This is a genomic window from Pseudomonas oryziphila, from assembly GCF_003940825.1.
Taxonomy (GTDB): domain Bacteria; phylum Pseudomonadota; class Gammaproteobacteria; order Pseudomonadales; family Pseudomonadaceae; genus Aquipseudomonas; species Aquipseudomonas sichuanensis.
On sequence record NZ_CP034338.1, the window covers coordinates 319,689 to 335,112 of the forward strand.

A 15,424-nucleotide genomic window follows, 5' to 3' on the forward strand; every position below is an offset into this window, starting at 1 on the left:
CCCGCGAAGGGCCGCACAGCGGCCCCAATTGCATCACCCGTGGGTCTTACCCAACAACGCGTGATACAGCTCTGTATCCCCCAGAATCCCCACCAGCTTGTCGTTCTCCTGCAGCACCAGCTTGTTGCCGGTCTGGTAACGAATCTGCAGCGCTTCGCGCATGCCGATGTCGGCGTGCACCACGGTCGGCCGGCGATCCAGCCCTTCCACCGCTTGCCCCGGTACCCAGTTCTGCATGTCCAGCCCGTTCTGGCCCTGGCGTGCGCGTTTGATCGAGTTGCCTTCGCCCAGGTCCAGCCACGAGTCGCCGCCCGGGTCCAGGCACACCGAGCCATTGACCCGTTTGCACTTGTCCAGGGTGCGCATCAGGCTGCGGCCGCACAGCACGTTCAACGGGTTGGTGTGGGCGACGAAGGTCCGCACGTACTCGTCGGCCGGGTTCAGCACGATCTCCTCGGGCTTGCTGTACTGGATGATCCGACCGTCCTTCATGATGGCGATGCGGCTGCCCAGCTTCAGGGCTTCGTCCAGGTCGTGGCTGACGAACACGATGGTCTTGCTCAGTTTGCTCTGCAGGGCCAGCAGCTCATCCTGCAAACCCTGGCGGATCAGTGGGTCGAGGGCCGAGAACGGTTCGTCCATCAGCAGGATGTCGGCGTCCATCGCCAGCGCCCGGGCCAGGCCCACGCGCTGCTGCATGCCGCCGGAGAGCTCGTCGGGCTTCTTGTTGCGCCATTGGGTCAGGCCCACCAGCTCCAGCTTCTCGTCCACCAGCTTGCGCCGTTCCTTCTCCGGGCGACCCTGCATTTCCAGGCCGAAGCTGATGTTTTCGCGTACCGTCAGCCAGGGCATCAGGGCGAACTTCTGGAACACCATGGCGATGCGCTTGGTGCGCATCATCTTCAGTTCCGCGGGGGTGCAGTGGGCGATGTCGATGTGCTTGCCTTCGTGCTCGACGAACAGCTTGCCGCGGCTGACGGTGTTCAGGCCGTTGATGCAGCGCAGCAGGCTCGACTTGCCCGAGCCGGACAGGCCCATGAGCACGCAGATCTCGCCCTTGTTGATGTCCAGGTTGGCCTTCTCGACACCGACCACCAGGCCGGTCTGCTTGAGGATCTGTTCGCGGGTCTTGCCTTCGTCCAGCAGCGACAGCGCCTCGCGCGGCTTGTTGGAGAAGATGACGTCGACGTCTTCGAAACGAATGATGCTCATGCCTCACCCCTTACCGGCAGTTCCGGTTGCTTGCAGATACGGTCCAGCATGATCGCCAGCAGCACGATCGCCAGGCCCGCTTCGAAGCCGAGCGAGATATCGGCGGTGTTCAGTGCGTTGACCACAGGTTTGCCGAGGCCGTCGGCGCCCACCAGGGCGGCGATCACCACCATCGACAGCGACAGCATGATGCATTGCGTCACGCCGGCGGCGATGCTCGGCATGGCGTGGGGCAGTTCGATGCGGGTCAGCAGCTGGCGGCGCGAGCAGCCGAAGGCCTTGCCGGCGTCGAGCAGCTCCTGCGGCACGTCGCAGATGCCCAGGTAAGTGAGGCGGATGGGGGCGGCGATGGCGAACACCACCGTCGAGATCAGCCCCGGCACCACGCCCAGGCCGAACAGGGTCAGCGTGGGGATCAGGTACACGAAGGTGGGTACGGTCTGCATCAGGTCCAGCACCGGGCGCATGCCGGTGTAGAACATCGGCTTGTGTGCGGCGACGATGCCCAGCGGCACGCCGATGGCCACGCACACCACGGTGGCGAAGCTCACTTGTGCCAGGGTTTCCATGGTTTCCTGCCAGTACCCCAGGTTGAGGATCAGCAGGAACGACAGGGCGACGAATACGGTAAGGGCCCATTTGCGCTGGATCAGGTGCGCGAGGGCGGCGAACAGGGCGATGAGCACGAACGGGTTGAACCAGGTCAGGGCGCCGGTGACCCCATGGATCATGAATTCCAGGCCCTTGGCGATGGCGTCGAAGTAATCGGCGCCATTCTGGGTCAACCATTCGACGAATGAGGCGATGTACTGCCCCAGAGGTATTTTCTGATCGATAAGCATGATAGCGAGCTTCCACCTGCAAAGATTGAAATCAGTTCGGGGTGGGCACGGTCCCACCCCGCGGTGTTGCCAAAGCGTCTTGCGTTATTGCGTCAGTTTGGCCTTGGCCGCCTCAAGGCCGGGTTTGCCATCCACGGTCGTCACCCCTGCCAGCCAGGTGTCGAGCACTTGCGGGTTGTTCTTCAGCCACGCCTTGGCGGCTGCGTCGGCTTTCATCTTGTCGTCCAGGACCTTGCCCATCAGCTCGCTTTCCATGTCGAGGGTGAACGACAGATTCTTCAACAGCTGGCCCACGTTGCTGCATTCCTGCGCGTAGCCTTTGCGGGTGTTGGTCAGCACGGTGGCCTTGCCGAAATCGGGGCCGAAGAACTCATCGCCGCCGGTGAGGTACTTCATGGCGAAGCGCTTGTTCATCGGGTGCGGCTCCCAGCCCAGGAACACCACCGCCTCACCCCGTTTCTGCGCCCGGTCGACCTGCGACAGCATGCCCGCCTCGCTGGACTGCACCAGCTTGAAACCGGCTGTCTTGAGGCCGAAGGCGTCCTTGTCGATCATGCTCTGGATGGTGCGGTTGCCGTCGTTGCCCGGCTCGATGCCGTAGATCTTGCCTTCGAGTTCCTTCTTGAACTTGGGGATGTCGCTGAAGTCCTTAAGGCCTTTGTCATACAGCGCCTGGGGCACCGCCAGGGTGTACTTGGCGTTCTCCAGGTTGGCGCGCACGGTCTCGACGGTACCGGCATCGCGGTACTGCTTGATGTCGTTTTCCATGGTCGGCATCCAGTTGCCGAGGAACACGTCGAGGTCCTTGCCCCCGGCCAGCGACTTGTAGGTCACCGGTACCGAGATCATGTTGGTGTGGGTCTTGTACCCCAGGGCCTCGAGCACCACGCTGGTCATCGCGGTGGTCACGGTGATGTCGGTCCAGCCGACGTCGGAGAACCGTACCGTCTGGCACTGTTCGGGTTCTGCAGCCTGGGCCAGCAATGGAGCGGACAACATCGCAACCAGCAACAGCGAGGGTGAAGCTTTCATAGGTGGACTCCTGTGATTTTATCTTCGGGTTCGCGGGGGCCGTCGGCGCTTTCTAGGGTGCCGATCAGCCAGGCCTGCAGAGGGCAGGATGCGAGGCCGTGCAAAACGAGTCGCTTTCGATAATCCTCCAGCGTTCGGCAATCGCCTACTGGTGGCGTCGTATCCAGTACAGGACGGGTCGCATCCAGTACTGGCAATGTCGCAACTGGATTTTTCCACCCCCGTGCCCGGGTTTTTACGCCGTCCGAGCGCTGCAAAACGGCGCGAACCGGACCGGATCAGTGCGGCGCAGGCGGACAAAAGTACGTCGGTTGCAGACGGCGAGGGGGTGGGCAAAAGCCCGATGATGCGAGCATTCCAAGGCGGCTCGACGCTTCAGCCTAGCAGTTGTGCAAGGCGGCGTTTGGCGCGACCAGGCAAGCCCATCAAGAGGTGAAGCGACAATGGCCATCAGCGTGTTCGACCTGTTCAAGATCGGTGTCGGGCCTTCCAGCTCCCACACCGTCGGCCCCATGCGCGCCGGCGCCCTGTTCGTCCAGGGCCTGCGCCAGCGCGGCGAGCTGGATCAGGTGCGGCGCATCGAAGTGCGCCTGTATGGCTCGCTGTCGGCCACCGGTGTCGGGCACGGCACCGACAGCGCCACCATCATGGGCCTGATGGGCGAATGGCCCGACGCCATCGACCCGACCCAGATCACCCCACGCATCGCCGACCTGCGCGAAACCAACGTGCTCAAGCTCGACAACCGCCTGCCCATCGAATTCGTCTGGGCCCGCGACATGCTGCTGCTGGACGAGAACCTGCCGTACCACCCCAACGCCATGACCCTGGTGGCCGAAGGCGAGGGCGGCGAACTGCACCGTGACACCTACTACTCGGTGGGCGGTGGCTTTGTGGTCGATGCCGCCCAGGCCGCCAGCGGCGTGCTGGACGCCGACCAGACCGTGTTGCCCTACGATTTCAACAGCGCCGCCGAGCTGCTGCGCCTGTGCAAGCAAAACGACCTGCGCGTGTCGCAATTGATGCTGGCCAACGAAAAGGTCTGGCGCAGCGAAGAGGAGATTCGCGCCGGCCTGCTCAAGCTCTGGAGCGCCATGCAGGAATGCGTGAACAACGGCCTCAAGCACGAAGGAACCTTGCCCGGCGGGCTCAATGTGCGCCGCCGCGCCGCCAAGCTGCACCGCAGCTTGCAGGAGATCGGCAAACCCAACGTCATCGGCTCGACCATGAGCGCCATGGAGTGGGTCAACCTGTTCGCCCTGGCGGTCAACGAAGAGAACGCCGCCGGCGGGCGCATGGTGACCGCGCCCACCAACGGCGCGGCGGGGATCATCCCGGCCGTGCTGCACTACTACATGCGTTTTTCCGACGTGGTGGACGAGTCCAACGTTGTCGACTTCTTCCTCGGTGCGGCGGCTGTCGGCATCCTGTGCAAGAAGAACGCGTCGATTTCCGGCGCCGAAGTCGGCTGCCAGGGCGAGGTCGGCTCGGCCTGCGCCATGGCCGCCGCGGGCCTGGCCGAGGTGCTCGGTGCCACCCCGGCGCAGTTGGAGAACGCCGCCGAGATTGCCCTTGAACACAACCTCGGGCTGACCTGCGACCCGGTCGGTGGCCTGGTCCAGGTGCCCTGCATCGAGCGCAACGCCATCGCTGCGGTAAAGGCGATCAACGCCGTACAGATGGCCCTGCGCGGCGACGGCGAACACTTCATCTCCCTCGATCAGGTGATCCGCACCATGCGTGACACCGGCGCCGACATGCACGACAAGTACAAGGAAACCTCGCGCGGGGGCCTCGCGGTCAGCGCCATCGAATGCTGATGCGCCGTTTCTGCCCGCGCCTGAGCGCTGCGCCACATTTTGGCGCAGCACTTGTCATCTACCAGTTGTCGGCTGTCGTTACCGGTAGCGTCGTTGTCGGTGACACTTAAGTTTGTCGCATCTGGGCAACCTTCCCAGCAGTGCTACCGAACTGCTCAGTCGTTACACCCGAAGGCGCTGGCGCGCCGGTTTGCGATTAGGTCTACGCTCGGTCCAGAGCCCGCTGCACGTCGCCTGTCGACGTCGTTTTTGGGTTTTATTGGATACGTGTTCAATTTCAGGCATGCCATTTGCGTTGAGATTGGCAAAGCCCCTGCATACGAAACGGGGCCATTACAAGAACAGTGCTCGCCTGAGGCACACCCTGCATTGTGTGAGGAGAAATCGCGATGACGTCGTACACCTCCGGGACCCCAACCCAGAACCGCACAGCACCCCAGTCCATTGGTTTTCTCCTGTTGGACAACTTCACCCTCATTTCCCTGGCGTCGGCAGTCGAACCCCTGCGCATGGCCAACCAGCTGTCCGGCCGTGAGCTGTACCGCTGGCACACCCTGACCGCGGACGGCGGCCAGGTGTGGGCCAGCGATGGCCTGCAGATCACCCCCGACGCCGCCATGCACAGCGCCCCGCCGATCGACACCGTGATCGTCTGCGGCGGCGTGGGCATCCAGCGTACCGTCACCCGTGAGCACGTCACCTGGCTGCAGGCCCAGGCCCGCCAGTCGCGCCGCCTCGGTGCGGTGTGCACCGGCAGCTGGGCGCTGGCCTGTGCCGGCCTGCTCGACGGCTTCGATTGCAGCGTGCACTGGGAATGCCTGGCCGCGATGCAGGAGGCCTACCCGCGGGTGAACATGAGCACCCGCCTGTTCACCCTCGACCGCAACCGCTTCACCAGCTCCGGCGGCACCGCGCCGCTGGACATGATGCTGCACCTGATCAGCCGCGATCACGGCCGCGAACTGTCGGCGGCGATCTCCGAAATGTTCGTCTACGAGCGCATCCGCAACGAACAGGACCACCAGCGCGTGCCGCTCAAGCACATGCTCGGCACCAACCAGCCGAAGCTGCAGGAAATCGTCGCGCTGATGGAGGCCAACCTGGAAGAGCCGATCGACCTCGACGAACTGGCGGTGTACGTGGCGGTGTCGCGGCGCCAGCTCGAGCGCCTGTTCCAGAAGTACCTGCACTGCTCGCCGTCGCGCTACTACCTCAAGCTGCGCCTGATTCGCGCACGGCAACTGCTCAAGCAGACGCCGATGTCGATCATCGAGGTGGCCTCGGTGTGCGGCTTCGTTTCCACCCCGCACTTCTCCAAGTGCTACCGCGAGTACTTCGGCATTCCGCCGCGTGACGAGCGCGTGGGCTCCAACACCACCCAGCAGGTGGCGATGATGCCGATCCCGCAGGCCATGGCCTTGTCGCCGCACAGCGGCCCGCTGGCCGCCCTGAGCCAGGCGCGCAACGAGTCGACCTTCGCCAGCGTCAGGCTCTGACACCGCGTCGCTTTTTTCGCGGGTGAACCCGCTCCCACAGGTACTGCACCCTCTTCAAGAGCGATGCAGCACCTGTGGGAGCGGGTTTACCCGCGAAAAGGTCAATGGAAATTGGACGTCAGGCGCGCTTGCTGTACTGCGCCAATGCCGGCAGCAACTGCTTGTCGATGGCCTGGCGCACCGCCGGGAGAATGGTCGCGCTGCCGGTGTACATCTGCTCCACCATGCCCTTGAGGGCGCGGGCATTGGGCTCGGTCAGCCCCCTTACCACCACCTCGCAGGCCTGCTCGGCGCTGGCGCCGGCCGGAATGTCGAAGCCCCGCGAGCGCAATTGGCCCAGCAGGTCATCCTGATCGATCAGATCCGCATGCATCATGGCTGTAATCCTTCTGCTGCTGTTGTTTGCGACCGATTCTGTGACCAAGCCGACAACCCGGCAAGGGCAGACTGTCGCGATGGCCGCTTTGGCTAAGAACAGGTCGTTTACGGCTAAATTGCCCAGGACAGAAGCCAGCAAACTGAAGTCATTCACGGCACCGAGGGTTTGGTCACCCTCACTTCTCGCACAGTGGATGTTGCTCGCTCTTGGCCCCGCAAGCTCACGGCTTTGCGGGGTTATTTTTTGGCCACGAACGCCATCGCGGGCTTGCCCCGCGATGGCTTGTTCCGGCTATCCAGGCAGTGCTATCACCCGGCCTGCGAATTCGGCGTCTGGCAGATCCTGCTGCCCAAGCGCAATCGCGCGTAGCAACTCGACACTGCGGTCCCCAAACGGCGCCGACTTCGGCCCCGCCAGGTCCACATGCAACAACATCTGCTCACTGGCTGCCAGCGCCTCGTCGAACCCTGCCCGGTGCAGGCTGTGGTACAGGTGCAGGCGCTTCTTGTCGAAGCCAATGATCTGCGTCTGCACCCACACCTCGGTATCAAGCTTCACCTCGTGCAAGTAGTTGATATGCGCCTCCAGGGTGAACAGCGAATGCCCGCTCTGCCCCCGCGCATCGGCATCCAGGCCGATGCGTTCCATCAGTGCGTCGGTGGCGTAACTGAAGATCAGCAGGTAATAGGCATCGCGCAGGTGGCCGTTGTAGTCGACCCACTCAGGCAGCACCTGGGTGCGGTAGGTGGTCAGTGCGGGCATCGTCGTCTCCTCAGTCGCCGAAGGCCATGCCGTGCTTGGCCTTGCTGTTCTTCACCGCTTCGAGCACCGCCAGCAGGGTGTCGTCACGGTAGCGTTCCAGGGCGGCGATGCTGCGCTCGCCCAACTGCTCAGAGGTGCCATCGACCACATCGTCGATCAGTTTGTCGGTCAGCTCCGGCGCCGGCAGGTAGGTCCAGGGCAGCTGCAGCGCCGGGCCGAACTGGGCCATGAAGTGGCGCATGCCGGCATCGCCCCCGGCCAGGGTGTAGGTCAGGAACGTGCCCATGAACGACCAGCGCAATCCGGCGCCAAACCGAATCGCGTCGTCGATCTCGCCGGTACTGGCAACGCCGTCGTTGACCAGGTGCAGGGCTTCGCGCCACAGCGCTTCGAGCAGGCGGTCGGCGATGAACCCTGGGACTTCCTTGCGCACATGCAGCGGGCGCATGCCCAGCGCGGTGTAGATGGTCTTGGCCGCCTCGATGGCCTCGGGGCTGGTGTTGCGCCCGCCAACGATCTCCACCAGCGGCAGCAGGTACACCGGGTTGAACGGGTGGCCCACCACGCAGCGTTCGGGATGGCTGGCCGACTCGTAGAACTCGCTGGGCAACAGGCCCGAAGTGCTGGAGCCGATGATCGCGTTCGGCTTGGCGGCCGCGCTGATCCTGGCGTGCAGGTCGAGCTTGAGGTCCAGGCGTTCGGGCGCGCTTTCCTGGATGAAGTCGGCGTCGCGCACGCATTCTTCGATGGTGCTCACGAACTTCAGGCGGCCCTGTGCGGCGCCGGGGGCCAGGCCTTGTTTCTCCAGCGCCGGCCAGGCGTTGGCGATGCGTTTGCGCAGGGCGGCTTCGGCACCGGGCGCCGGGTCCCAGGCCACCACGTCCAGGCCGTGGGCCAGGGCACGGGCGACCCAGCCGCTGCCGATGACGCCGCTACCCAGGGCGGCGAAGGTCTTGATGTCGGTGATAAAAGGCATATCTGACTCTCACTGAAAATTTCATGGCTGGGCGCAGGCCCTGTGGGAGCGGGTTTACCGGAGTGCCGGACCACCGCGAACACCGGCGCAGCCGGTGCCATCCACCGCGCCGCCTGCTTCGCGGGTAAACCCGCTCCCACAGGGATTGATGCGGGCTGGTTTTATCCGCGACGCTTGAGGTTCATTTTTTCGCGGCCTTCGGCCGGGGTCAGCACGCGGCCACCGAGGCGCGAGATGATCTCCACCGCGCGCTCCACCAACTGGCCGTTGCTGGCCAGCACACCGCGGTCCAGGTACAGGTTGTCTTCCAGCCCGACTCGCACGTTGCCGCCCAGCAGCACCGCCTGGGCGGCCATCGGCATCTGCATGCGGCCGATACCGAAGCCGGCCCAGGTGACGTCGGCGGGCAGGTTGTCGACCATGGCTTTCATCGTCGTGGTGTCGGCCGGTGCGCCCCACGGGATGCCCAGGCACAGCTGGAACAGCGGGTCGTGCAGCAGGCCTTCCTTGATCATCTGCTTGGCGAACCACAGGTGGCCGGTGTCGAAGATCTCAAGCTCCGCTTTGACGCCCAGCTCGGTGATGCGTTTGGCGCCGGCGCGCAGTTGCGCCGGGGTGGACACGTAGATGGCGTTGCCGTCGCCAAAGTTGAGGGTGCCGCAGTCCAGGGTGCAGATTTCCGGCAGCAGCGCCTCGACGTGGGCCAGGCGTTCCAGCGGGCCAATCAGGTCGGTGCCGGCGCCGAACTCCATGGGGGTTTCGCCCGGGCCGATCTCCAGGTCGCCACCCATGCCGGCTGTGAGGTTGACGATGATGTCCACGTCGGCTTCGCGGATGCGCTCCATCACTTCGCGGTACAGCGCCACGTCGCGGCTGAAGCGGCCGGTTTGTGGGTCGCGGACGTGGCAGTGGACCACGGTGGCGCCGGCCTTGGCGGCTTCCACGGCGGCTTCGGCGATCTGTTTCGGGGTGACGGGGACCAGGTGGCTCTTGGCGACCGTGTCGCCAGCGCCGGTGAGGGCGCAGGTGATGATGACGTCATGGTTCATGGTTGTGATCCTTGTAATGTCTGTGGTGGCCCGATCGCTTGTAGGAGCGGCCTTGTGTCGCGAAAGGGCCGCGAAGCGGCCCCAGCTTTCAGCAGCGCGCACAAATCCCGGGGCTGCTGCGCAGCCCTTTCGCGACACAAGGCCGCTCCTACAGGCGATGAGGCCCTGTCAGTTGGCAGTGAGCTTGAGGTTGTCGGCGGCCGGCTTGCCGTCGAAGGTGGTCACGCCTTGCAGCCAGCGAGCCTTGTCCTCGGGGTGGTCCTTGAGCCACTGGCGGGCCGATTCCAGCGCATCCTTGTGGTCGAGCAGCGGCTGCATCATGCGGCTCTCGTCCTCGGCGCTGAAACTGAGGTTGGTCAGCAGGCGATGGGCGTTGGGGCAACGTTCGGCGTAGTCCGGCGCGGTCACCGTCCACACCGTGGCGCGACCTTCGTCCGGGCCGAGGGCGTCCTGGCTGTCGCCCAGGTAGACCATGTCGATGTTCACGTTCATCGGGTGCGGCGCCCAGCCGAAGAACACCACCGCTTCGTTGCGCCGCACGGCGCGGTCGACCGCGGCGAGCATGCCGGCCTCGCTGGACTCGACCAGCTGGAACTTGCCCAGGTCGAACTGGTTCTTGGCGATCATCGCCTTGATCTGGGTGTTGGCGCCGGACCCCGGCTCGATGCCGTAGATCTTGCCGCCCAGCTCTTTCTGGAACTTGTGGATGTCGGCGAACGTCTTCAAACCCTTGTCGGCGAGGTATTTCGGTACCGCCAGGGTGGCGCGGGCATCCTCCAGGCTTGGCTTGTCGAGCACCTTGACCTGGCTGGCCGCCACGAACGGGGTGATGGTCTGGGTCATGATCGGGTTCCAGTAACCCAGGAACATGTCCAGGCGCTTGTCGCGGATGCCGGCGAAGATGATCTGCTGCGAGGCGCTGGTCTGCTTGGTCTGGTAGCCCAGGCCATCGAGCAGCACTTGAGCCATGGCGCTGGTGGCGATCACGTCGGTCCAGTTGACCACGCCCAGGCGCACGTCCTTGCAGGCGGCGGGTTCGGCGGCGAAGAGCGGGGATACCACGGTGGAACTGAGGGCGAGGGACAACAGGCTGCGGCGGATAAAGCGTTGCATGGTGGCTCTCCATCGGCAGTGCATATTGTTATGGGTTCCGGCCTCTGCGGGCCGTGAGAACACGCTACGCTGGTGACGGGGTGGGAAATCGCACCCTGGCGACCAACACTTGCACGCAGGCGACCACTTTTTGTGGGGAGCATGGGATGTCGGAAACGCTGCATTTCCTCTTGTTGCCGGGCTTCTCGGCCATGGGCTTCATCAGCGCCATCGAGCCGCTGCGGGTGGCCAACCGCTTTCGTGGCGCGCTGTACCAGTGGCGCGTGCTCAGCCTCGATGGCGGGGCGGTGCAGGCCAGCAACGGCATGTCGGTGAACGCCGATGGCGCGCTGGGTGAAGGCGAACAGGTACGCCTGCTGCTGGTGGTGGCAGGCTTCGAGCCGCTGGCCTGCTATGGGCCGGCACTGCAGCAGGCGCTGCGCCGTCTTGACCATGAAGGCGTGGTGCTGGGCGGCATCGACACGGGCGCCATGGTGCTGGCCGAGGCCGGCCTGCTCGATGGCTATCGCGCCACCCTGCACTGGGAGGCACTGGAGGCTTTCAAGGAGCGTTATCCGCGCCTGCAGGCGACCCAGGAGCTTTTCGAACTCGATCGCCGGCGCATCACCTGTGCCGGCGGCACCGCGTCCATCGACCTGATGCTCGACCTGATCGCCCAGGCCCATGGCAGCGAGCTGGCGGTGCAGGTGTCCGAGCAGTTCGTGCTCGGACGCATCCGCCCGCGCCAGGATCACCAGCGTATGCAGATCGCCAGCCGCTATGGGTTGCGCAACAAGAAGCTGGTGAAGGTGATCGGCGAAATGGAGCGCAATACCGAGCTACCGCTCAACACCCAGGTACTGGCCGAGGCGATACAGGTCACCCGGCGCCAGTTGGAGCGGCTGTTCCGTCTGCACCTGGACGACACACCCAGTGGTTTCTACCTGCGCTTGCGCCTGGACAAGGCCCGGCAGCTGTTGCGCCAGACCGACATGAGTGTGCTGGAGGTGGCGGTTGCCTGCGGCTTCGAGTCGCCGTCGTACTTTACCCGCTGCTACCGGGCACGCTTCGAGCGGTGCCCGCGGCAGGACCGCCAGGTGACGGGCGCCGATTACCGCCCGGTGAACGCATAGGGCGCACTTCCCGATTATTGTCAGACCGATAGTTCACTAGCGTAGGCAATCCATTAACGAACCAAGGATTGTCGCGATGTCTCCTACGCATGGATTCAGCAAATACCTGTTCAGCTCGCTGGCGCTTGCCTCGATGCTGGCGCCCTGGCAGGCCCATGCCGCTGTGCCTGGTTGTGACAGCACCAGCACCGATCTGTATCAGGACTACTACCAGCCCGGCTGGAACCAGCTGGCCGACTACCCCGATGGCCGGCAGAAGATGATCATCGCCTCCGACCCCCAGGCGTTCCGCTACATGAGCCAACGTTTCGATGAGTACGTCGAGGAGATCGACTCGGCCGGCTGGCACAAGACCGCGCCGGTCTACGAGGCAATCGCCCGCGAGCGTGACGTTCCCTACCATGTGCCGGTGGTGGTCAACGGCGACATCACCGAATACGGCCATGGCAACGAACGCTCGGCGATGCAGGCGATGTTCCGCAAGATGGCCAACGGTGTTGGCGGCCCGCTGCTGCTACCGGGGCTGGGCAACCATGACTACGAGAACAACGTCGACGACTGCAGCAACAATGGCTGCGCCCGTGATGCCGTGTGCGATCACATTGCCTGGGTTAAGGCCATGGATCCGGTCAACGATTTCGACTACCGCTATGAAAACGACACCCATGAAGGCTCGCTGTCCTACTCGGTGACCGTGGGCCGTGTGCGGATCATCCAGTTGAACAATGAACCGACCTATGAGCGCCAGTGGAGCACCGGCGGCGGATGGAGCATGAAACCCAAGCGTCATTTCAACATCACCCGCTCGCTGGAGTGGTTGAAAGGCCAGCTTGAGGACGCCACCGCCCGGGGCGAGGTGGTCATCGTCAACATGCATATTTCGGAATACTGGGTGGACGAGGAGCAACGTTACTGGGAAGTGCCGAAACTGCTGGAAGCCCATAACGTGGCCGCAGTGTTTTCCGGTCACCTGCACTCGAACGTAGGCAAGTACCACGCCGGCTTCGGCAAGGTGCCGCACTTCAAGTCCGGCGCCTTGAACGCGGGTACCTACCTGCGGCTGACCTTCGACTGGAACAGGCAGCAGTTGCAGGTCGATGTGGTGAGCATGGATGGGGCCTTCGACGAAAGCACGGTGATTGACCTGAACCGTCGCGGCGCCTGATCAAGCCTTCGCGGGGCAAGCCCGCTCCCACATGGATCGCGCTAACTTCGAGGCAGCATCGTACTTGTGGGAGCTGGCTTGCCAGCGATGAGGCCAGCACTGGAAACATAGGACAGTTGCTCCAACAGCGGACGTGCAAGTTCATTGTGGGGGCCGGCTCTCACAGAGGCTCTGCCTGCCTGGTTTATTGCTGACCGATGGTCTGCAGATACTCCGACCGCTCATCGCTACGCTGCGCCACGCAGGTGTTCCAGGAGGCTTCGAAGGCCTTGCTGCCGGGTTTCTCGGCATAGGTCTCGACCTTGCAGTCGGCATCGCGCAGCTGGGCCCAGAGTTTTTCCGCAGCCTCCATCTTCGCGCTCAACGCCGCGGCCTTGTCGTTTTCATCCGCATACTGGTCGCGAATGCGCTGGATCAGGTCGTCATAGGCGGCCTTCAACTCGCGTTCGGCGGTCTGCTTGTTGTAGGCCGCGCAGGCATAGCCCTGCTGGTCGGTCTCGACGTTGTCGCAGGGCGTGCTTTCTTCCTCGGCGGCCTGGGCGCCGCACGCGACGGCCAGCAGGACCAGCCATGCCATTGATTTCATCCGTTTTCTCCTGAACAGGCTGACGAATCGCAGGGATTCTCGCTCAGCCTCGGGCGCGGCGATAGCTCCCTGACGAAATGTTCATCAAAGCCCTACAAAAGCCGTTGTCGAGACTGGCTCTCATCTGCGAGGCGCAGGCCAGAGCGTGCCGTTTGGGCCTTTGACGCTTTCGGCAAACCCCCTGTCGTTTTTGCATCGGGGCGCCTCGGGCGGCAGGCATATGCTGGCCCCAAAGCGCCGACACAAGGTTTGGCGCCAGCAAACTCAATAAAAGGGGACAGCCTGATGAGCCCAGCCGAACTTCACGCCGACAGCATCGTCATCGACGGTTTGATCATTGCCAAGTGGAACCGCGAGCTGTTCGAAGACATGCGCAAGGGCGGGCTGACCGCGGCCAACTGCACCGTCTCGGTGTGGGAGGGCTTCAAGGCCACCGTCGACAACATCGCCGCCAGCCAGAAGCTGATTCGCGACAACAGCGACCTGGTAATGCCGGTGCGCACCACCGCCGACATCCGCAAGGCCAAGGAACTGGGCAAGACCGGCATCCTCTTCGGCTTCCAGAACGCCCATGCGTTCGAAGACCAGATCGCCTATGTAGACGTGTTCAAGCAGCTGGGCGTGGGCATCGTGCAGATGTGCTACAACACCCAGAACCTGGTTGGCACCGGCTGCTACGAGCGTGACGGCGGCCTGTCGGGCTTCGGTCGCGAGATCGTCGCCGAAATGAACCGCGTCGGCATCATGTGCGACCTGTCCCACGTCGGCTCCAAGACTTCCGAAGAAGTCATCCTCGAATCGAAGAAACCGGTGTGCTACTCGCACTGCCTGCCGTCGGGGCTCAAGGAGCACCCGCGCAACAAGTCCGATGCAGAGCTCAAGTTCATCGCCGACCACGGCGGTTTCGTCGGCGTGACCATGTTCGCGCCGTTCCTGGCCAAGGGCATCGACTCGACCATCGACGATTACGCCGAAGCCATCGAGTACACCATGAACATCGTCGGTGAAGACGCCATCGGTATCGGCACCGACTTCACCCAGGGCCACGGTCAGGACTTCTTCGAATACCTGACCCACGACAAGGGCTACGCCCGTCGCCTGACCAACTTCGGCAAGATCATCAACCCGCTCGGCATTCGTACTGTCGGCGAGTTCCCCAACCTCACCGAGACCCTGCTCAAACGCGGCCATTCCGAACGCGTGGTGCGCAAGATCATGGGTGAGAACTGGGTGAACGTCCTCAAGGATGTGTGGGGCGAGTAAGCCGCACTCCGAGCCTGAAAGCCCCTGCCAGCAACGCCGGGGCATCCAAATACAAAAATTTTCTGGAGTTGAGTTTCCATGGCCAAGATCGCCCCGCAATTGCCAATCGAAGTCGACAGCGAGACCGGTGTCTGGACCAGCGACGCCCTGCCGATGCTCTACGTGCCACGGCATTTCTTCGTCAACAACCACATGGGCATCGAGGAAGTGCTGGGCGCCGACGCCTATGCCGAGATCCTCTACAAGGCCGGCTACAAGTCCGCCTGGCACTGGTGCGAGAAAGAAGCCGAGTGCCATGGCCTGGAAGGCGTGGCGGTGTTCGAGCACTACATGAAGCGCCTGAGCCAGCGTGGCTGGGGCCTGTTCAAGATCCAGGACATCGACCTGGATAAAGGCACCTGCAGCGTCAAGCTCGAGCACTCGGCGTTCGTCTATGTCTACGGCAAGGTTGGCCGCAAGGTCGACTACATGTTCACCGGTTGGTTCGCCGGCGCCATGGACCAGATTCTCGCTGCCCGCGGCAGCTCGATCCGCACCGTGGCCGAACAGGTCTATGGCGGGTCGGAAGAAGGCCACGAAGATGGCCTGTTCGTTACAAAGCCGTTGTAAGCCGGAGA

At 63.6% G+C, this 15,424-nt stretch carries 15 protein-coding genes; 6 read left to right on the top strand and 9 right to left on the bottom strand.

Going from position 1 to position 15,424, the window contains the following annotated elements:
- Positions 1-33: 33 nt before the first annotated feature.
- The 3 genes from choV to EJA05_RS01615 form a co-directional block, all read right to left on the bottom strand.
- Positions 34-1,212, bottom strand: coding sequence for a choline ABC transporter ATP-binding protein (choV, locus tag EJA05_RS01605; RefSeq protein ID WP_125462259.1), 1,179 nt, complete (start codon positions 1,210-1,212; stop codon positions 34-36).
- Positions 1,209-2,057 carry a choline ABC transporter permease subunit gene (choW, locus tag EJA05_RS01610; RefSeq protein WP_178125776.1) on the bottom strand — a complete coding sequence of 283 codons (849 nt, stop codon included), beginning with the start codon at positions 2,055-2,057 and terminating at the stop codon, positions 1,209-1,211. Before choW ends, choV begins: the two co-directional genes overlap by 4 nt.
- An 81-nt stretch (positions 2,058-2,138) precedes the next feature.
- Positions 2,139-3,086 (bottom strand): choline ABC transporter substrate-binding protein, encoded by a 948-nt coding sequence (locus EJA05_RS01615; protein ID WP_110992252.1) that lies wholly within the window; start codon positions 3,084-3,086, stop codon positions 2,139-2,141.
- A gap of 443 nt (positions 3,087-3,529) precedes the next feature.
- Between EJA05_RS01615 and EJA05_RS01620 the strand changes: the two genes are divergently transcribed.
- Complete coding sequence (locus tag EJA05_RS01620; RefSeq protein ID WP_125857141.1) at positions 3,530-4,906, top strand: L-serine ammonia-lyase; 1,377 nt, start codon at positions 3,530-3,532, stop codon at positions 4,904-4,906.
- 389 nt (positions 4,907-5,295) lie between these two features.
- Positions 5,296-6,402 (top strand): choline metabolism transcriptional regulator GbdR, encoded by a 1,107-nt coding sequence (gene gbdR, locus EJA05_RS01625; protein WP_110992254.1) that lies wholly within the window; start codon positions 5,296-5,298, stop codon positions 6,400-6,402.
- A 118-nt stretch (positions 6,403-6,520) separates the two neighbouring features.
- Here gbdR and EJA05_RS01630 read toward each other — a convergent pair whose 3' ends face one another.
- The 5 genes from EJA05_RS01630 to choX all read right to left on the bottom strand — a co-directional run bounded on the left by EJA05_RS01630 (position 6,521) and on the right by choX (position 10,681).
- Entirely contained in the window at positions 6,521-6,778 is a 258-nt protein-coding gene (locus EJA05_RS01630) for a hypothetical protein (RefSeq protein ID WP_125462261.1), read from the bottom strand.
- Between the two features lie 294 nt (positions 6,779-7,072).
- A complete protein-coding gene (locus EJA05_RS01635) occupies positions 7,073-7,543 on the bottom strand; it encodes a thioesterase family protein (protein ID WP_125462262.1) in 471 nt (156 codons plus the stop codon).
- 10 nt (positions 7,544-7,553) lie between these two features.
- On the bottom strand, positions 7,554-8,519 hold the full coding sequence (locus EJA05_RS01640; RefSeq protein WP_125857142.1) for an L-carnitine dehydrogenase: 966 nt from the start codon (positions 8,517-8,519) through the stop codon (positions 7,554-7,556).
- 161 nt (positions 8,520-8,680) lie between these two features.
- The gene (locus tag EJA05_RS01645) at positions 8,681-9,568 is read right to left on the bottom strand and encodes a BKACE family enzyme (RefSeq protein WP_110992258.1); all 888 of its coding nucleotides are present in this window, start codon (positions 9,566-9,568) and stop codon (positions 8,681-8,683) included.
- Between the two features lie 168 nt (positions 9,569-9,736).
- Positions 9,737-10,681 (bottom strand): choline ABC transporter substrate-binding protein, encoded by a 945-nt coding sequence (gene choX / locus EJA05_RS01650; RefSeq protein ID WP_125462265.1) that lies wholly within the window; start codon positions 10,679-10,681, stop codon positions 9,737-9,739.
- A gap of 146 nt (positions 10,682-10,827) precedes the next feature.
- On the opposite strand from choX, the gene EJA05_RS01655 reads away from it, so the two are divergent.
- Both EJA05_RS01655 and EJA05_RS01660 read left to right on the top strand, forming a co-directional pair.
- A complete protein-coding gene (locus tag EJA05_RS01655; protein ID WP_125462266.1) occupies positions 10,828-11,793 on the top strand; it encodes a GlxA family transcriptional regulator in 966 nt (321 codons plus the stop codon).
- Positions 11,794-11,869: 76 nt separating this feature from the next.
- Positions 11,870-12,958, top strand: coding sequence for a metallophosphoesterase (locus EJA05_RS01660; protein WP_125857143.1), 1,089 nt, complete (start codon positions 11,870-11,872; stop codon positions 12,956-12,958).
- A gap of 184 nt (positions 12,959-13,142) precedes the next feature.
- Here EJA05_RS01660 and EJA05_RS01665 read toward each other — a convergent pair whose 3' ends face one another.
- On the bottom strand, positions 13,143-13,544 hold the full coding sequence (locus tag EJA05_RS01665) for a lysozyme inhibitor LprI family protein (RefSeq protein ID WP_125857144.1): 402 nt from the start codon (positions 13,542-13,544) through the stop codon (positions 13,143-13,145).
- 285 nt (positions 13,545-13,829) lie between these two features.
- On the opposite strand from EJA05_RS01665, the gene EJA05_RS01670 reads away from it, so the two are divergent.
- Both EJA05_RS01670 and EJA05_RS01675 read left to right on the top strand, forming a co-directional pair.
- Positions 13,830-14,807, top strand: coding sequence for a dipeptidase (locus tag EJA05_RS01670; RefSeq protein WP_016392223.1), 978 nt, complete (start codon positions 13,830-13,832; stop codon positions 14,805-14,807).
- A 78-nt stretch (positions 14,808-14,885) separates the two neighbouring features.
- Positions 14,886-15,416, top strand: a complete 531-nt coding sequence (locus EJA05_RS01675) for a DUF5943 domain-containing protein (protein ID WP_110992263.1) — start codon at positions 14,886-14,888, stop codon at positions 15,414-15,416.
- Positions 15,417-15,424: the final 8 nt, after the last annotated feature.

Excerpts from the sequence above, each read along its gene's own strand:
- choV (WP_125462259.1), bottom strand. The coding sequence starts at position 1,212 with ATGAGCATCATTCGTTTCGAAGACGTCGACGTCATCTTCTCCAACAAG.
- EJA05_RS01615 (WP_110992252.1), bottom strand. The coding sequence starts at position 3,086 with ATGAAAGCTTCACCCTCGCTGTTGCTGGTTGCGATGTTGTCCGCTCCA.
- EJA05_RS01620 (WP_125857141.1), top strand. The coding sequence starts at position 3,530 with ATGGCCATCAGCGTGTTCGACCTGTTCAAGATCGGTGTCGGGCCTTCC.
- gbdR (WP_110992254.1), top strand. The coding sequence starts at position 5,296 with ATGACGTCGTACACCTCCGGGACCCCAACCCAGAACCGCACAGCACCC.
- EJA05_RS01630 (WP_125462261.1), bottom strand. The coding sequence starts at position 6,778 with ATGATGCATGCGGATCTGATCGATCAGGATGACCTGCTGGGCCAATTG.
- EJA05_RS01635 (WP_125462262.1), bottom strand. The coding sequence starts at position 7,543 with ATGCCCGCACTGACCACCTACCGCACCCAGGTGCTGCCTGAGTGGGTC.
- EJA05_RS01640 (WP_125857142.1), bottom strand. The coding sequence starts at position 8,519 with ATGCCTTTTATCACCGACATCAAGACCTTCGCCGCCCTGGGTAGCGGC.
- EJA05_RS01645 (WP_110992258.1), bottom strand. The coding sequence starts at position 9,568 with ATGAACCATGACGTCATCATCACCTGCGCCCTCACCGGCGCTGGCGAC.
- choX (WP_125462265.1), bottom strand. The coding sequence starts at position 10,681 with ATGCAACGCTTTATCCGCCGCAGCCTGTTGTCCCTCGCCCTCAGTTCC.
- EJA05_RS01655 (WP_125462266.1), top strand. The coding sequence starts at position 10,828 with ATGTCGGAAACGCTGCATTTCCTCTTGTTGCCGGGCTTCTCGGCCATG.
- EJA05_RS01660 (WP_125857143.1), top strand. The coding sequence starts at position 11,870 with ATGTCTCCTACGCATGGATTCAGCAAATACCTGTTCAGCTCGCTGGCG.
- EJA05_RS01665 (WP_125857144.1), bottom strand. The coding sequence starts at position 13,544 with ATGAAATCAATGGCATGGCTGGTCCTGCTGGCCGTCGCGTGCGGCGCC.
- EJA05_RS01670 (WP_016392223.1), top strand. The coding sequence starts at position 13,830 with ATGAGCCCAGCCGAACTTCACGCCGACAGCATCGTCATCGACGGTTTG.
- EJA05_RS01675 (WP_110992263.1), top strand. The coding sequence starts at position 14,886 with ATGGCCAAGATCGCCCCGCAATTGCCAATCGAAGTCGACAGCGAGACC.